Here is a 16,876-nt window from a genome sequence, read left to right as displayed (position 1 = left end):
TGTCTTACATTCAAAAATACTTATCAATAAAACCATTAATTTTCAAAAACTTAATTAAATGTAAATCCTTGATTTAATCTTGTTTCAAGTACATGATTCAAACAAAGTGCCAACAGAGCACTAACAAGGAGGGCTACATGCGTAATCAACTTTGGTTTTTAATTGTAATTATTGCACTCGGTTTGCTGTTGTCGATACATAGCCAAGCCAAGATACAAACCTCAGTGCAAAGCGAAATCAAAGCAACTGCGGCAAATAAAATTATTGAACTGAATAAATATCTTGGTGGTGCAGAGGGCAAGCTCAATAATAAGCCCGCACTAAACTTTAAGTTCACCAACGCCAGTGGCAGCCCAGAAAACACCTGCAGTATTATCACCACAGATAATTATCTTAGGCATTCAAAAAATCGACTAGAAAACATTAACCTCAGCGAGTCTAATTTTTATTTTGACTGTCAATGGAACGGCACTTATTACTTTCTATCCAATCGATACCGTACCTATGCAGAGGTCATTATTAAGCAACCCGATAGTCAGTTTCCAATGTCGATGCATATTGAAGCTAAGTTGGTCAGCTTAACTGGAGAGCGAGTTGAAATTATTAGCGGTGATATTTCACTCCGACGAAAGCCTAGATAATAAGCAAAAAAACCACAAAAAATCAGCACAGCACAATTATTACTCAGCGATATAAATAAGCAATACATCAACAAGCCATTGATAATTAAGTCTTATCAAATAAAATACTCAACGATAACAAACCATATACTTGGTCAATTGCAGTACGTTTCGTCTAATAATCGTGCAAGACTTAGCGACCAATACCAATTAGTATAAAGATTTGGTCGCTCTGAGTAGCTCAACTTCTTATATTAATTGGTATAAATGTGACTCGCCCGCCAATAAACCATCAAGTTAATCCACATTTGAAGGCAGCTATGCAATATTAGCGCGCCGCAGAATCCAGACTGGATAACTGGTCACTTTATAACACTAATATTACCCTCAACACTCGCAATATTGAGGTCGGACTGCGCGCACTTACACATGACTTTTTGACAACTTTAAGTGTACACAAAATGACTAACACCAACAGCAATGTACTGTTGATCTCGGGTCACCCAGATCTACAACGCTCAATTGCTAATAGCGAAATTCTTAAACTGCTAGCTAGCACTAGCCAGATTAAGATCCATAAACTTGATCAGGCCTGTCAAGGCTTCCAAGTTGATGTTGCCGCTGAACAAGCCTTGCTCACTCAGGCCGATATTATTGTTTTCCAGTTTCCTCTTTACTGGTCAACTTATCCGGCATTGATGAAGCTTTGGTTTGATGAGGTATTTACCTACAACTTCGCCTTTGGCCCTAACGGCGACAAGCTGAAAGGCAAGAAGGTTCTACTATCGATTACCTGTGGTGCGACTGAAAACTCATATCAACCAGGTGAATTCAACTTTTTACCTCTTGAGCAATATTTGCAGGCTGCAATGCACCCTGTAAAAGCCGCGCAAATGGACATTATCGATAGTGTTATCACCTTTGAAATGAACTCTACTCCTGACGAAGGTGGCGATCAGAATAGCGTGATTCAATTAGCTCAACAGCATGTAGAGCGTTTAACCCATTTAATTAATCAACTGAACTAATTAAGTTCAGTAATAGGTCTTCAATTATGTTGCAATCTTTACTAGGTATCGCAGCCCTGCTGCTTGTAGGCTACCTTTTCTGTAATGCGAAAAAACAAGTTAACTGGCGCACTGTTGGCGGCGCACTGATTATCCAGTTAATTATCGCCGGCTTTGTGTTAGCAACTAGCTTTGGTGCTAGCGTTTTATTGGCACTATCAAACGGGGTGGCGAATGTACTAGGCTTTGCAGCCAAAGGCATTAGTTTTGTGTTTGGTAACTTGGTCACTTTCCAAGTTGAAAACTTAGGCTTTATTTTCGCTTTCCAAGTACTACCTGCGATTATCTTTACTGCATCACTAGTCAGTTTACTGCACTACATGGGCATTATGGGCTTTGTAGTTAAAGTGCTAGGTGGTGGTCTACAAAAGCTAATTGGTTCATCAAAAGCAGAATCAATGAATGCCATTGCTAACACTGTGTGTGGTCAAACTGAAGCGCCACTATTTGTAAAACCTTGGCACCCTCACCTAACTAAGTCAGAGATCTTTGCCATCATGGTTGGTGGTCTAGCATCTATTGCTGGCTCAGTTCTAGCAGGCCTTGCAGGTATGGGCGTTGAAGTACGTTACCTTGTTATGGCGTGTTTTATGAGTGCTCCTGCAGGCCTACTATTTGCTAAGTTAATGATCCCTGAAACTGAGCAACCAGTAAACGACGTACCGGCACTGCCTGACGAAGAAAAGCCATCGAACTTTATTGATGCGATTGCAAAAGGCGCTATTGCGGGTATGCAGATTGCTGCGGTTGTAGGTGCGATTTTGATTGCCTGTATCGGCTTAATGGCCATGTTAAACAGCATGATCGGCTGGGCTGGCGGACTGTTCGGCTTTAAAGATGTCACTCTTGAACTATTAATGGGTTATGCGTTTTCACCTATCGCTTGGTTAATTGGTGTACCTTGGGACGAAACCATTGTTGCCGGTAACTTTATTGCGCAAAAGCTAGTGCTTAACGAGTTTGTGGCTTACGCAGGCTTTGCACCATACATCTCTGGCGAAACAGTCGTTGCTGCTACTGGCGAAGTAATGTCACCAAAATCAGTAGCGATCATCACTGTTGCACTATGTGGCTTTGCTAATATCGGCTCTGTATCTATGGTTGTAGCGGCGCTAAGCACCATGATCCCAAACAAGTCTAGCTACATTGCATCTGTTGGTATGAAAGTACTATTAGCAGCAACACTAGCAAACTTGCTATCAGCTACTGTTGTGGGTTTATTTATGTCTTTCTAAGCTAACAAGCTGAAAGATAAACTCATTGATGAATGCTTAGCTTTGGGCAACCAGCGCTAAGCATTTTTTTAGCCCTCTTTAATACAGATGATATATTTCTGTCCCTGCAAATCTCGCACAAACTAGATAAAACTCTCTTAATCTTTGTAAGTTTTTAAAGCTGCTTGTTTGTTAATTGTTGTTAACTGATAGTTATTTAAGCTGTTGATAAGCTATAAGTTTATTAGTTGTACATTCGTAGTGAACCTTGAGCTAGGATGCGCGTCAAATACGTAAAGACGTATCCTTACATTTAGGAATTTGACAATGACTCCACAAGAACAAGAACTGATTCAAAACGTAGCTAACAAGCTAAAAGCTAGCCCAAACAAACCAAAAGATGCTGAAGCAGAAAGCTTAATCAACCAAGAGATCGGTTCACAACAAGATATCGTTTACAAGTTAACTCAAGCGGTACTTGTACAAGAGATGGCACTAAAAGAGATGAAGTCTAAAAACGACTTCCTAGAGTCTCAAGTTGAGCACTTTAGAAAAGAATCTGAGCGTGGTGCATTAAGCCGTATGATGGGTGGCAAAACACCTCCACCAGTTGCGCCGCAACCAGTTAACCAACCAAGTGCTTTTGGTAGCTTTATGCAAACCGCAGCGGGTGTTGCTGCCGGTATGGTCGCAGGTAACTTAATTAGCAATGCACTATTTGGTGATGAAGCCCCAGCAACTGCAGAGGCAGCACCTGAAGTTGCTCCAGAAGTAGCTCCAGAAGTAGCTCCAGAAGCAGAAGCGCCAACAGAAACGGCAGCGACTGAAGACACAGGTTCAAGCTTTTTAGATGGTAACTCTGACTTTGCCTCTGAATATGCAAGCGAAGACACTTTTGCTAACACAGGTTTTGGTGGTGACGAAAGCTTTGGTGGCTTTGATGACGCTGGCTTTGGCGATGGCGGTTTCGGTGACTTTGGTGGCGACGACGAAGAGTTTTAATCTCGCCTAGTCACAACCAGCATCACAATTAAGCATGCAAAAAATAATGGCGGCAGAACTTAAGCTTCAGTCGCCATTTTTTATAGGCATTATACCAAGCTCCCTCCCTTCTCTAATCTACCTCAAGCCCCAGCTTGGCTTCAGCTTGCCACTGAATTAATAGACTCTTAATGCAATTGATATAATCTGCAACAGCCTTTTGATATTGATATCCTTTTTGTAATATTCGCGGCTATACTAGCTTCGCCAGTTACAAACTGGCTAAAACACTAATAAAAAACTCAACAAATTGCTCCTAAGGAGAACCACTCGTGAAGAAAGCCGGGATCCTGTTACTTTCTATGCTAATGCCAATGGCAAGTGCATATGCAGAATCAACTAAACCCCTTTCGGTTGATGTGCTGTGGCAACTAAACCGTATAGGCAGTCCAATTATTTCACCAGATGGTGACAAAGTCGTTGCCCCCGTCACCCAATATGATGTGCCTGAAGACAAAGGCTCAACTCAGCTTTGGTTGTTTGATACAGACGGTGATAGCCAACAAGCACTTACAGCCAAAGGTATGCGCGCCAGCGAAGCAACTTTTTCACCAGACGGCAAAACCTTAGCGTTTATCAGTAAACGTGATGATGATAAAGCTGGTCAAGTTTACCTATTACCAATGGATGGTCCAGGCGAAGCGCAAAAGCTGACCGATGTACCTGGTGGCGTATATGGTATGAAATGGGTCGGTAAACATATCTACTTTATTAGCCGTATTTTCCCGGGCAAAAACTGGCAACAAATGGCTGAACAGTTAAAAGCAGATAAAGACACTAAAGTCTCAGCCCATCAGTGGACTGAACTGCCTTACTCAAGCTTTGACCACTGGATTGATGAAGACCGTCAAGCGCACGTATTCCGTATCCCAGCCAAGGGCGGCGAAATTGAAGCGATCACGCAACCGTTAAAGCACCAGTTACCTCGCTCATCACAAAGCGCATCAAGCTATGATATTGCGCCAAACGAGCAGTGGATTGCCTTTACAGCCAACGGTTGGGATAAAGCAAAGAAGACCCGCGAAGTGGATCCAAAAATTGACATCTTCTTAGCTAAAATCGGTAGCGGTAAAGCTGAAAACTTAACCCCAGATAACGAAGCGCCAAACAGTAATCCGCAGTTTAGCCCTAACGGCAAAACCTTAGCTTTTACTCAGCAATTGATCCACGGCTTTTACGCCGATACCTCGCGCCTCGTGTTAATGGACATGAAAAAGCGTCAACCAAAAGTGATTAACGACACTTGGGATCGCTCGATATCACGCTTTGGCTGGACCAAAGACAGCAAAGGTTTTTATGCGGCTATTGATGATGCCGCCACTAGCCGCATTTATCATATCAATGCTAAAAACGGCAAAGTAAAAGCCATTACTAAAGACACTAACTTTGGTAAGCCGGTGATGGCTGAGGATGGCACTATCGTTGCGACTAACGACAGCTTCCTATATCCAGCTCGCTTGGTAACGATTAATCCACGCAATGGCAAAACCAGCCGTCTAGATAGTTTTAACGACGACATTCTTGCTGATGTTGATATGGGCACTTACGAGTCGGTAACCTACAAAGGCTATAACGATCAAGACATTCAGATGTGGGTTCACTACCCTCCTGGATTTGACCGCAGTAAAAAGTACCCGCTAATGATGCTTATTCACGGTGGTCCACATAACGCCATTTCTGATGGTTTCCACTACCGCTGGAACGCGCAGACCTTTGCCTCTTGGGGCTATGTGACAGCATGGCCTAACTTCCACGGTTCAAGCGGCTTTGGTCAAGAGTTTGCTGACAGTATCAACCCTGACTGGAAAAACAAGTCACTAGAAGATGTACTAAAAGCGGCGGACTGGTTTGAGCAAAAAGACTGGATCGACAGCGAGCGTATGGTTGCTGGCGGCGCGAGTTACGGCGGTTACTTAACCTCAATTATTCTTGGGCAAGAGCATCCATTTAATGCGCTACTGATCCATGCAGCGGTATACAACATGTACTCGCAAATGGCGGCAGACTTCTCGGTACACAGCACTCGTTTTGGTAATTACTGGGAAAAACCTGAGATCTACAAGTCAATTTCTCCGCACTACTTTGCAGAGAACTTTAACACCCCAACATTAGTTATCCACGGTCAGCTTGATTACCGCGTGCCAGTTGGTCAAGGTTTTGAGCTATTCCGTACCCTACAAACCCGTGGCGTTGAGTCAAAGATGATCTACTTCCCTGATGAGAATCACTGGATCATGAAGCCAAACAACTCTATCTATTGGTATAACCAAGTAGAAGATTGGATGACTCGCTTTGCTGAGCCAGGCGGACGTTAATCCATTTAAAATAAGCTATTAGCTACACAAAAAAGGCTGCCAATTGGCAGCCTTTTCTATTATCTAAATCGACTTATTTAGTCACGCTAACATCATACCACTTAAGATCATCATAGTTATCCCAAGTGATAATACCGTCGCTATTACGCACTAACACTCTGAAGTTGAACTGGTCGACCGCATCTTCATCTTTAAAGGTATAATCTACCTCACATGCGCCCCAGTCACTAACTAAGCTATCTAACGTGCTATGGTTACCCGCCTTTTCAAAGCGACATTCAACCACATCATTTTGTGGATCGCTATACAGCGCCTTTAGCTGATAAGTTTGGCCCACTCGAGCCATCACATCAGTCGCGGTCACACCATTAATCAATAAGCTATCAACCATTGCAGGCTTTAACTTAGTATCAAGTGGAATTTTAATTACCACCTCTTCACTCTCAACTAAATAGTCACTATAGGTGATATATTGGATCTCATAAATATACTGAGGGTATGCGCTATCGGCTTCAAACAGAAGGCTATCTCCTTTTGGTAGAGGCGCAGTGCTATCTTTTCGACCTACAATATGAAACTCAGCCACACGCTCATCGGGCCCAGTGACTTCAACATCTATCTGTACGCTGCCATCAATAGCAATCGGTTGCTGCACTTCAACTAGCATGTAAGTTGAATCTGGTGGATTATCGAAAACCTCATCACCAACAGTGACGGTTTCCACCTCTAGCGCTTCTGATTCAACATAATCCGCCATTAAAAAGCTAATATAAGCCTCGACATCGGTTATGCCATCGAAACCAAAGAAACCATCATCATTGCTCAGCTGAGCCACAACTGATATCGAATACTCTTCGCTGTCTTTTTCAGTAATGGTGTATTGATAATGATAGACACCGCTTCCCGTTATCACTTGCTCAGAGCCCGGCCTTAAACCAACCTCAAATTTACCGGTTACAGGGCGATTGTTAGGATCTTCTACGGTAACTTCAACCGAAACGGTATCACCAACGGTATACTCAGTTTCAATATCATTTGACCACCAAGAAAACTGTTGCCACAAGCCTGTTAATGTCTGCTCATTATTGACATTAACTTGGGTAATAATCGGATCTTGGTGCATTCTGAACGCACCAATCGAGTCATCAAACTCTTCAATTTCAACAATAGTGCGAGTCCAGATATTAGAACCATCTAGGGCGACATCGTCAGCTTTTAAGGTGTAACTACCAGTTGGAATACGCTCAAATGAGAACTTACCATTGTCATCAGTAGTCGTTTCAAACTCACCATATTTTCCTTGCAGCAATACTTTAACGCCAGCAAGGGATACACCATCGCTATCGGTATAAGAAAAGTCTGGCTTGCCGTCGCCATCAATATCAATTAATCGATCAGCCACCATGTCGCCATCAACGTCAATGTTGAGATCGCTAATACCATCAAAGTTATTATCGATATTCACATCCGCCGCAGCATCACAGTTCATATCAACGTTCAGGTAAATCCCCTCACGAGATGTTAGTGTGTTTAACTCAGCTAACTTGTCGCCGTTAAGGTCGATATTGTAATAAAGGTTACCTTTGTCATCGGTTAGGTTGGTGTCAGCAACACCGTCTTGATCATAATCTTGATTGTACAAGTTTTCTGCTATCAAGCTGTTATAGGTGTCACCGCATACATGCCATGTGGCTAGCTCTGCTTCACCTTGCTCACCATTTTCAGCACTGTAATTGGTACCACGACGCGAGTTGACTCTCGCAAGCGCCTTATCATCAAACAAATAGGCATCAGCAACTACAGATCCCAACACTTGGCCGCCAGATTGCTCTGACTCACTCCCACCACCGCCACACGCGGTTAATGCACTTACTGCAAACGAAACAAATAGCGCTTTTTTCATCATGACTCGTATTTACTCGTAAAACCTTACTGACATCGCCTTAGCAAAGAGCGAGGATTACCTATAACAACTTTATTTAAATTAGTTAATTAGGATGCAAATACCTTGCTCTCCTAAAATCGGCGCGAGATTATAAACGCAAGCAATCAAATAAGGGAGACAATTTTTAGCGGGTAAAGAGACCCTAGGTTTTGCTGATAGGAAAATCGTAGTTACTTGCTTCAATCTGTAGCATTAATCCAAAACGGCCTCGCCCTGCCAAGATTTCTGTCTGTGTTATCACAAATTTCCAGACCGTCATAAAATTGATTGGCTAAATAACTGATCTGGTTAAAGTGATCAGGTATTCTGCAGTGAAAATCTAGTAGTTATCCCAATTCCCTCGGGATCAATCCAATGTTTACAGGACAGCAGTATGGACACATTTAGCCAGCTACAAGTTATCGAGTTTAACCGCCACAGCACGGCCAGCATCAAGCAAGCCTTACAAACCTATCAAGCTAAGCTAGAAGCACATCAAGCCTTTGATAAAAGCGGTCGATTCAACTTGATGTTTATGGATAACAGCAGCGGCACAACTGAACACTTGCAACTAGAGATGCTACAAGACACGCAGCCAACAATGGATGCACTTGGGTTAAACCCGGATGGTGGTCACTTGAGTAGCTATGTTGTCAGTGATGAACGTCAACTGCATCTGTCTGAGACCTTATTATTTGCCCTAGCCCTTGAGCATAACTCACTCACCCCACAGCTACGTAAGACTGCACAAGCCATGGTTAACCATGCCCGCTTTGAAAACGACACCAGTGACATGTGGCTTGATGATACGCGAGTATTCGGCGCAGAACCGCTATATATGATGGCGGCAAAAGACGCTAATGACGCCGTTTATTTAGCGCAGTTTTTTATTCCGTACTGGGATGATGAGCATGCAGTTGGCTATGGCGATATGCTGTTAAGCCTACTCAGAAAACATGGTTGGTGTGAGGCAATGATCAACGCCTTTATCTGGTGTGATAATCATAGCTTTAGGTTCGCTTTTTACGGCAGTGATTGGGAGCAACCGGCGCCAAGATACCAACCTCTTGGTGATTACTTAAAAGCTAATCCAGATAAATATCCGCGTTTTATTGAGCTGATTAAGCAACGCTTTCATGCCCAGCCCGCACTGGTTTATAGCGAGCATGACTCACTGGAAGAACAAAAACCAATCCTCAACTTATATATCACCTTAATCGCCGAATGTTGTGGTCAAGATAGTGAAGAAATGAACTGTGAGCTAGCCGAGCATTTCATTCATGATAGTCTTGAAAATGAAGCCATTAACTTACAAAACCAACTAAAGCAGGAGCTTAACGGCAAGCTCTGTTGTTATGCAGGCAGTATTGCCTACCAACGAAAGCAACGAATTGAGCGCGCAGAACGTAAAGAAGCACGCGACAAGTACCTAGGCGGACTGAAGATGGTCAGCGAGTTTATGTTGAGCCTTGAAAATAGCCACGCGCTACTGGCTTACATATCTACTGGCGAAAATCCGCAGATCCTTGATGATATTGAATGCTTTAACATCGTCCCACATAGTGAAAAGCACGCATTAACCTTTTTTGAAGCAATCCAAGAGTCTTGCTGGGATATGGACGACTTTGACCATGTACGCGATAACTTCCATGAAGTGATGGAGCTCCTAGCAAAAGATTTGCTGCAAGATAATGATGAGGACATGGACGAAGCAGAAATCAATGGCTTTATCAGCCGAGTCAATCCCAAGCCCGAAAATGTAACATTGGCATCGGCTAACAGTCAGCCTGAAAGCCAAGTACGCAGTGCGCAAACCCTATTACGATTTGTCGACATTTTCTACCGCTTCTTTGGCCAACAAGCCTTTAATGACGAAATGTGCGACCTGCTAACCGGTGAGACAGAGTATCAAGCCATTATCAGTGTTGATGATTACTACGCTCGCTACATGCCAGCTGGTGCCGAACAAAAATCAACTAATGGAGTTAGTAGAGCAGAACAAAAATCATTAGAAAGCTTACTCGATGAATTTTGTGACATTGGCTATAGCCAGATCTCTGCAGAAATGCTCGAACAAGCTGACGAACTATTTGCCAATCGCGCCTGCTTAAACTGCCAAGACTGGCCTGAAGATGAGTTAGGTATCGACGCACTATGTGCTTACCTATTACTTAAAGATAAACAGCAAAATTGCGATGATGAATACACTCAAGCCTTGCAGCACAAACTCAATGGCATATTTGAGCGTGCTGTAAACTTGATGCTCGAAAATGCCGATATCTTAGAAGATGGTCCTTTCACCGAAAAAGGCCTCAATGATACAGAGCTACAACAGCTAAAAGCTTATTTTACCGATCCTCATCCTGAGCTTGATCAACAACAAATAATAGCGCTATTAAACCAATACCTTTATAGCGAAAATATCTGTCGTCAGGCATCTTTATACTTCCCTAAAATTAGTCCACAGCAAAAAAGCTATAGCTTCTTAGATGACCGTGATGATGACTACCAACGGGTGATCCTAAGTTGCTTATGGCTAAAGCAACTCGACATCCCTGAAGCCATTAATGCTGAGCGCATTTGGCAACTGCTGATCACCATGGCACCGATCAGAGTTGTGCATGTTATTGCTAAAGCCTTTAGCGAACATAGCCGCAAGTTGAGATTTGAGTCAGCTGTCGATGAGCGCAACTTTTTCGATATGTTAAACAACCATGGCATAGATAAAGCCTTTACCTTGGCCTATCAAGTTGAGCAATTTAGCGCTAGCTCATCTCGCACTGAAGATTACGTAAACTTAGTCGAGTTAATAGGTGCTTTAACCACTGAAAAACCAATAGATCCAATAGCACAGGAAAACGCTAAGGCGTTATTACGCGGATTAGATTATAGCTATCAACCCATAAAGCTCGATTTTCATAAGCATGTAGCAATGGCTTTCCCAAGTATGCCTTTTGCTCTCGATAACCAGCTAAAGCAATGTCTAGCCGACTTTATTAAGCTTAATCAAAACTCATGGGAAGAGGTGGTTGCCAGCAAGTTTAGCGACAATGTGATCTTTTCTGACTTTGTCACCGACGAGGCTGAGCTGCCTAAAAAGTTACGCTTTCAGGTCAAATTGCATCCTAACGCCGATATCAGCCAAAGCCGTAAGAACGATAGAATGGATTGGATCTACACAGAGATCTTACAGCAGGTTGGCGATGAACTACTGGTGTTAGTGGCAGACAAAGACGCGTTTAAAGACGGTAATTTTTACGTTGGCGGTCAAATTGTGATCCTCGATGACAAGGTCGATGCCCAAACCGTGATTGACGCAGTCAAAAACCTACCTACTCCAGAAGAACGCCAAAACCAAGTTAACCAAAACCTATGGGCCTATCTTCACGGCGAGCTAGATTATGCAGAGTTTGCACCGCAATTTAACCAGTATGTTAGCTATGAAACCACAGTCAACCTAAAAGAGTATCGTAGCCATGCACTGAGCCAATATGTATGGCTGCTGGACGATGAGCGTTGCGGTCGCTTAGTTAAGTTGCTAGCAAATCACAGTTATCGTGCTTACAAAGTGATTACAGACGGGCTAGTCACAGGTTACGTAGACATGCTTGCCCTACAAGGCAAGATGGACTTAGCGACTCGCTTAGAGTGCGATGAAGATGATTATGAACAAGCCGCTTATCAAGCTCTGCTTGATTGGCTGTTTAGCCATAAGGTAAAGCCTGAACTCCTGTTGCTATATATGATCAAACACTATCAACCATGTATGGGGCAGTACATTATCGCCATGGCGCAACGCGATGAAATTAAACCTTTGCTGCCATTTTTGCGTATTGATTCTAAAGCTGAGTTGGTCGATATTTTAGCTAAGCAAGCAGGCGGAAATGAGTTTATGACATTGTTCGCCAAAGAAAAGTCTCGCAAGATCCGTGATCGAGTCGAGGCTGCACAAAATTAAAGCGTGCCCGTATCGCAACTAGGTAGTTTAGTACTTAAATTAGTCAGCAAAATGGGCTAAATTTTTGATAAACCATCAAAAGTAAGGAAGGACATATGTTAATCGCTATTATTGCTAGTATCGTTTGCTTTGCCGCTTTTGTCGGGTTGCTGCAAGGCACCCACCACCTCTATATTGCGTATGCTGATAATGAAGTCGCGCTATATGGTGTTGCCGCATTAATATGCTTAATGTGGGCGTGCTTGATTGGTGGTTTTGTCAGCTTAGCTTTTCCAACACTTAAAAAGTGGTGGCAAAAGCAAGCTTAAATGATACTTGAGTTAACTCTTGTAAGGCTCTTTACAAGGTTGCAGATAACTTAGCATATCTCCTTGCAACTCACGGTGATTGTCAACGATTTGCAACTCTGTGTTGACCGAGATAAGTTTCACCTTGGCGCAATTGGCAATATCTGCGCTCACCCGAAGCCATACTGGCATCATGTTAAGTGGGTTAATAAATGAGTATTGACCCGCTTTATGAACCGCTAAATTTGTCCAGCGCGTACAAGTAGCATACTGCTTTTGGCTTGGGTTAAACGCGAATGGGATCGCGCCGTTAGCCATAAAGGCACGAGTCTGAGCAATCACATCATCATGATTTTCCACCGCTTGTGAAAGTGTTAAATAAAAAGCTGCTCTCTCAAAGCTCTGAGTCGGTGAAGTTCCTCCCGGTGCCGTAAATATCGGAGTTGCGATAGCTGGCTTAGTTTTGCCCCATAAATATTGCCAATAAGTCAAAATTGCTAATTGAGTTGGGTAATCAGGTTCATTGGTGACAATTTGATTCTCTTTACCTGCATATACGGACAATTTCCCTTTTTTAATCTCAATGACAACAGAGCGACCTGCCGCGTCTGACACCGCTAGATGTATCTTATCTTGACGTAACTCCCTCGCTCCCGCCCCTTCAGGGATCTTCTCTCTGATTAACTGTAAGCTATTACTTTCGGCATACTTTATTACCTGAGTGACATTCTTAAAGCAGTCTAAAATATACTGAGGCCAACGCAATATACTGATATTACTATGTTTGTCTTGATAATTGGGTTTACCATAAGTGGCTGGCGTATCATACAATACGTTGACAACTAACCCTTCAGCATTCATCCCATCTACAGTTGCAAATCCTTGCTCCTCATCCCCCATCATAGTGACAACACTGGCAAACTTAGATTGCCAATTGAAAATCATACTGGGGTCTAACTGCAATTTACTCGCCTTTGCCAAACTTAATCCTTGCTTGTGCAACCCTTTGGGAAATTGAAATAGATTGGCTTCTATTGGCCTAAACCAGTTCATGTTACGCCCGGTGACAGGATAATCATTATTAAGGTTATTCAACACTCTCAGACACATATCAACTCCCTATAGCTCCATTATAAAAATTAACATTTGCGATCCATTGATATTACAATAACATATAGGTATCACAATGAAGTGGACTGAGTACTAAAATGGATAACATCGAGCTAAACAACACAGCTCAATTACGAAGAGCGGTTCTCATCGGCATGTGTACGCTTTTAGGGGGACTAAGCTTACTACTGGCACTTATCAACCTTGTTATCTCACCAAAGTGGATTTTACTCGGTTATGTAGAGCTATTTTACGCACTATTTTCATTTAGCCTTGCTTGGCAAGCATATAAACATAGCCACAAGTTTTGGCTGGTAAACCTCTACCTATACGTACTTACGGCGATTGTGATTTACGCAGTGACACTGTCTGAAACGATTAACTCTGTCGTTTGTTGGGCGCTTATTTTACCGACTGTGTTTTATCTGCTACTCGGAAAAAAACTCGCTAACATTCCTACCGTTATTCTATTAACAGCGACTACCAGCGCCATTATCAACAAATATGGCTTAGTTGTGAGTCCGCTATTCGTCAATTTTGTATTTAGCTACCTACTTGTTTGGGTAATATCGCATATTTATGAAAGTAATCGTGCTGCTTCAGAGCAAAAGCTGCAAAAACTGGCTTTACAAGATCCACTCACAGCAAGTTTCAATCGGTTAGCCTTAACTCGCTACTTTGAGCAATTGCACTCATCTCGTGCATTCAAGCATATTGGCACTGAACAGCACCTACTGATTTTAGATATAGACTTTTTTAAGCAGGTTAATGATGAATATGGCCATGAAGCTGGCGATCTTGTATTACAAGAGTGTGCCAATATCATTAGCCGTATCGCAGGTAATCAACGTACATTTAGAATTGGCGGTGAAGAATTTTGCGTTGTGATAGAAAACAAACTCAAAGATGAAGCACTTTCGATTGCAGAATCGATTAGAACTCAAGTTGCTCGACACCAATTTAATATTACGCAACAAAAAGAGATCAAAATTACTGTCAGCATTGGCCTAACTCAATATCAATCCGGTATGGCTTTGTCCAATGTGTTACGCCAAGCGGATCAACGTTTATATCGCGCTAAGAATGCTGGCCGCGACCAAGTGATATTTGATAGTGAACCTCTCGTCAGCTCTGCGTAAAAACGACTACATGCCTTGAAAGTAAACTATTCGAACCTAAAAAAGGGAAGCTAGCGCTTCCCTTTGAATAGGCATTCGTACTAATGCAGTTTCATTCTTGGACGTACCACTCGCATCACTTTTTCTGCGCACCACAAAGCGATCGTCTTAAACGTACCGTGGATCGCCTGCTGATGCATACGATAGAGTGAGATATACACTAAACGTGCAATCTTGCCCTCAACAAACATACTGCTTTTAGTTAGGTTGCCCATCAAGCTACCGACAGTACTGTAACGTGACAAGTTAACCAACGAGCCGTGGTCAACGTAAACATAATCAACTAGCGGCTCACCTTTAAGCTCATTAAGAATGTTCTTTTCAACACACTCTGCCATTTGATGTGCCGACTGTGCTCGCGGTGGCACAAAGCTACCATCGGCTTGCTGACAGGCACAGCAATCACCGATAACGTAAATATCGTCGCTTACTGTACTTAGCAAGTTAGGCTTAACCATGATTTGGTTAGCACGGTTTAGCTCAAATAATCCGATATCTTTGATAAAATCAGCGGCTTTCACACCAGCGGCCCACAACATAATGTTGGCTTCAATCAAATTGCCTTCAGAGGTTACAAAACCTGCTGCAGTCGCTTCGCTAATACGGGTATTTTCCATAACATTTACACCAAGCTTACTGAGTTCAATTCTTGCTGAAGTCGCAATACGCTCAGGCAGCGCTGGCAAAATTCGCTCGCCAGCTTCAATTAGGTGAATATTGAGTTTATCTGCCGTCATCTTACTCAAGCCGTAGACCTTAAGCATATCTGTGACATGGTAAAGCTCAGCCGATAACTCCACGCCTGTCGCGCCACCGCCGACAATCGCAATATTAAGCTCATTAATGGTTTCTGACTGATGTACTCGAGTAAAGCTGTCTAGCAATGCATTATGGAAGCGGTTTGCTTGTTGATGTGAGTCGAGAAAAAAGCAGTTTTCTTTAACGCCTGGCGTATTAAAGTCATTGCTTACGCTACCCACTGCGATAACCAGTTTATCGTATTGAATTTGGCGCTCAGGCAACATAACTTTGCCAGATTCATCGACAATCGCAGCCACTGAAATCGACTGGGTTGCTTCATCTAAACCGCAAAATGTCCCTAATTGAAATTGATAACCGTGTTTTGCTGCATGGGCTGAGTACACCACGCCATCAAGCGCTGAATCGAGCGAACCTGTAGCAACCTCATGCAGTAACGGCTTCCAAATATGAGTACGATTTTTGTCGACCAAAATTATTTGAGCTAGGTTCTTCTTACCTAATTTATGCCCTAATTGGGTCGCCAATTCCAAACCACCAGCACCACCACCAACAATCACAATTTTTGGATTTGCCGATTTCATTATTTGATTCCTCACAAGGCGCGACTACATTGCTCACTTAATGGCTCAATAGCGCTAAACACTAATTTAAGTTTCACTTCTTTAACGCTCATATGTTGACGCAAAACATGAGCTAAGTCACGTTGAATAAATTCGTTTTTTTTGACAAATAACAGTTGATTTAACCAGTAACAAGACAACTTGCAACACTTTAATCAGGCTTTATTCACACAAACATCGAGTTAAATACTAAAAAAAGCAACAAGCCGCTGCCAGGTGCTTAAAGCCAACTTAACTCCGTGTGTAAGTTAGCGGCCAACACAAGGTAATGACTCATTAAAAAATGCAAGCTAGATCAAAATTCATTCAAGATAAGCTAGCACTAACGCAAACAAAGCACTAATTTAGCCGCCCTTTTAAATCACAGTATTAATATATGAATCGCAAATCCCTTCTAGCTGGCCTAATGGTGGTCGCAAGCATGCTGGCTGTTAGCAATGTCGCTAAGGCTGATGAACAAATTACTTTAGGTCGCACTATTTTATTAAGCGGTGGTGATCACGGTGCCAAAATTCCTCTACTAATTTGTCGAAAAACAGATGCTATCCGTGTAAAAGCTGAGCGCGATCTGCACTTAGAAAGAATTAAAGTGACCTTTAACAACGGCAATACCAAGACCATTCACTTTCACCGTGATCTTAAAGAAGACCAATACACTGACTGGAGAGGGTTTGGCTACCGTCGTTGTGTGAAAAAACTCGAAGTCTTCGGTAACTCAGATGGCTCAAAAGCCGGCGTGAAAGTACTAGGGCGTAAAAAGTAATCGCGTTAAAACAGAAA

The 16,876-nt window shown here is 42.7% G+C and carries 12 protein-coding genes; 9 read left to right on the top strand and 3 right to left on the bottom strand.

Going from position 1 to position 16,876, the window contains the following annotated elements:
* The first annotated feature begins 137 nt into the window (after nucleotides 1-137).
* From L884_RS0103295 to L884_RS0103275, 5 genes are all read left to right on the top strand, one after another.
* Nucleotides 138-641, top strand: coding sequence for a hypothetical protein (locus L884_RS0103295; RefSeq protein ID WP_028766154.1), 504 nt, complete (start codon nucleotides 138-140; stop codon nucleotides 639-641).
* Between the two features lie 440 nt (nucleotides 642-1,081).
* Entirely contained in the window at nucleotides 1,082-1,648 is a 567-nt protein-coding gene (locus L884_RS0103290; RefSeq protein ID WP_028766153.1) for an NAD(P)H-dependent oxidoreductase, read from the top strand.
* Nucleotides 1,649-1,674: 26 nt separating this feature from the next.
* A complete protein-coding gene (locus L884_RS0103285; RefSeq protein ID WP_028766152.1) occupies nucleotides 1,675-2,922 on the top strand; it encodes a NupC/NupG family nucleoside CNT transporter in 1,248 nt (415 codons plus the stop codon).
* Between the two features lie 306 nt (nucleotides 2,923-3,228).
* Entirely contained in the window at nucleotides 3,229-3,903 is a 675-nt protein-coding gene (locus L884_RS0103280) for a DUF2076 domain-containing protein (RefSeq protein WP_028766151.1), read from the top strand.
* 311 nt (nucleotides 3,904-4,214) lie between these two features.
* Nucleotides 4,215-6,257: a S9 family peptidase gene (locus L884_RS0103275; protein WP_028766150.1), complete on the top strand. Its 2,043-nt coding sequence runs from the start codon at nucleotides 4,215-4,217 to the stop codon at nucleotides 6,255-6,257.
* Nucleotides 6,258-6,330: 73 nt separating this feature from the next.
* Here the strand turns inward: L884_RS0103275 and L884_RS0103270 are convergent, their stop codons facing one another.
* Complete coding sequence (locus L884_RS0103270; RefSeq protein ID WP_169731772.1) at nucleotides 6,331-8,160, bottom strand: carboxypeptidase-like regulatory domain-containing protein; 1,830 nt, start codon at nucleotides 8,158-8,160, stop codon at nucleotides 6,331-6,333.
* A 415-nt stretch (nucleotides 8,161-8,575) separates the two neighbouring features.
* Between L884_RS0103270 and L884_RS0103265 the strand changes: the two genes are divergently transcribed.
* A complete protein-coding gene (locus L884_RS0103265; protein WP_028766148.1) occupies nucleotides 8,576-12,139 on the top strand; it encodes a hypothetical protein in 3,564 nt (1,187 codons plus the stop codon).
* A 95-nt stretch (nucleotides 12,140-12,234) separates the two neighbouring features.
* A complete protein-coding gene (locus L884_RS0103260) occupies nucleotides 12,235-12,447 on the top strand; it encodes a hypothetical protein (RefSeq protein ID WP_028766147.1) in 213 nt (70 codons plus the stop codon).
* A 12-nt stretch (nucleotides 12,448-12,459) separates the two neighbouring features.
* On the opposite strand, the gene L884_RS0103255 is transcribed toward L884_RS0103260, so the two are convergent.
* Nucleotides 12,460-13,536 (bottom strand): linear amide C-N hydrolase, encoded by a 1,077-nt coding sequence (locus tag L884_RS0103255; protein WP_028766146.1) that lies wholly within the window; start codon nucleotides 13,534-13,536, stop codon nucleotides 12,460-12,462.
* A gap of 98 nt (nucleotides 13,537-13,634) precedes the next feature.
* Between L884_RS0103255 and L884_RS0103250 the strand changes: the two genes are divergently transcribed.
* On the top strand, nucleotides 13,635-14,675 hold the full coding sequence (locus tag L884_RS0103250) for a GGDEF domain-containing protein (protein WP_028766145.1): 1,041 nt from the start codon (nucleotides 13,635-13,637) through the stop codon (nucleotides 14,673-14,675).
* An 80-nt stretch (nucleotides 14,676-14,755) separates the two neighbouring features.
* On the opposite strand, the gene L884_RS0103245 is transcribed toward L884_RS0103250, so the two are convergent.
* Nucleotides 14,756-16,057: an NAD(P)/FAD-dependent oxidoreductase gene (locus L884_RS0103245; RefSeq protein ID WP_028766144.1), complete on the bottom strand. Its 1,302-nt coding sequence runs from the start codon at nucleotides 16,055-16,057 to the stop codon at nucleotides 14,756-14,758.
* A gap of 415 nt (nucleotides 16,058-16,472) precedes the next feature.
* On the opposite strand from L884_RS0103245, the gene L884_RS0103235 reads away from it, so the two are divergent.
* Nucleotides 16,473-16,859, top strand: coding sequence for a DUF2541 family protein (locus L884_RS0103235; RefSeq protein WP_028766143.1), 387 nt, complete (start codon nucleotides 16,473-16,475; stop codon nucleotides 16,857-16,859).
* Nucleotides 16,860-16,876: the final 17 nt, after the last annotated feature.

Source organism: Shewanella fidelis ATCC BAA-318 (genome assembly GCF_000518605.1).
GTDB lineage: Bacteria > Pseudomonadota > Gammaproteobacteria > Enterobacterales > Shewanellaceae > Shewanella > Shewanella fidelis.
The sequence above is the reverse complement of the archived record's forward strand: the minus strand, read 5'-3'. Positions and strand labels throughout refer to the sequence as shown.

Bases quoted from the DNA above. Each gene is read 5' to 3' on its own strand.
- L884_RS0103295 (WP_028766154.1), top strand. From the start codon at position 138: ATGCGTAATCAACTTTGGTTTTTAATTGTAATTATTGCACTCGGTTTG.
- L884_RS0103290 (WP_028766153.1), top strand. From the start codon at position 1,082: ATGACTAACACCAACAGCAATGTACTGTTGATCTCGGGTCACCCAGAT.
- L884_RS0103285 (WP_028766152.1), top strand. From the start codon at position 1,675: ATGTTGCAATCTTTACTAGGTATCGCAGCCCTGCTGCTTGTAGGCTAC.
- L884_RS0103280 (WP_028766151.1), top strand. From the start codon at position 3,229: ATGACTCCACAAGAACAAGAACTGATTCAAAACGTAGCTAACAAGCTA.
- L884_RS0103270 (WP_169731772.1), bottom strand. From the start codon at position 8,160: ATGAAAAAAGCGCTATTTGTTTCGTTTGCAGTAAGTGCATTAACCGCG.
- L884_RS0103265 (WP_028766148.1), top strand. From the start codon at position 8,576: ATGGACACATTTAGCCAGCTACAAGTTATCGAGTTTAACCGCCACAGC.
- L884_RS0103260 (WP_028766147.1), top strand. From the start codon at position 12,235: ATGTTAATCGCTATTATTGCTAGTATCGTTTGCTTTGCCGCTTTTGTC.
- L884_RS0103255 (WP_028766146.1), bottom strand. From the start codon at position 13,536: ATGTGTCTGAGAGTGTTGAATAACCTTAATAATGATTATCCTGTCACC.
- L884_RS0103250 (WP_028766145.1), top strand. From the start codon at position 13,635: ATGGATAACATCGAGCTAAACAACACAGCTCAATTACGAAGAGCGGTT.
- L884_RS0103245 (WP_028766144.1), bottom strand. From the start codon at position 16,057: ATGAAATCGGCAAATCCAAAAATTGTGATTGTTGGTGGTGGTGCTGGT.
- L884_RS0103235 (WP_028766143.1), top strand. From the start codon at position 16,473: ATGAATCGCAAATCCCTTCTAGCTGGCCTAATGGTGGTCGCAAGCATG.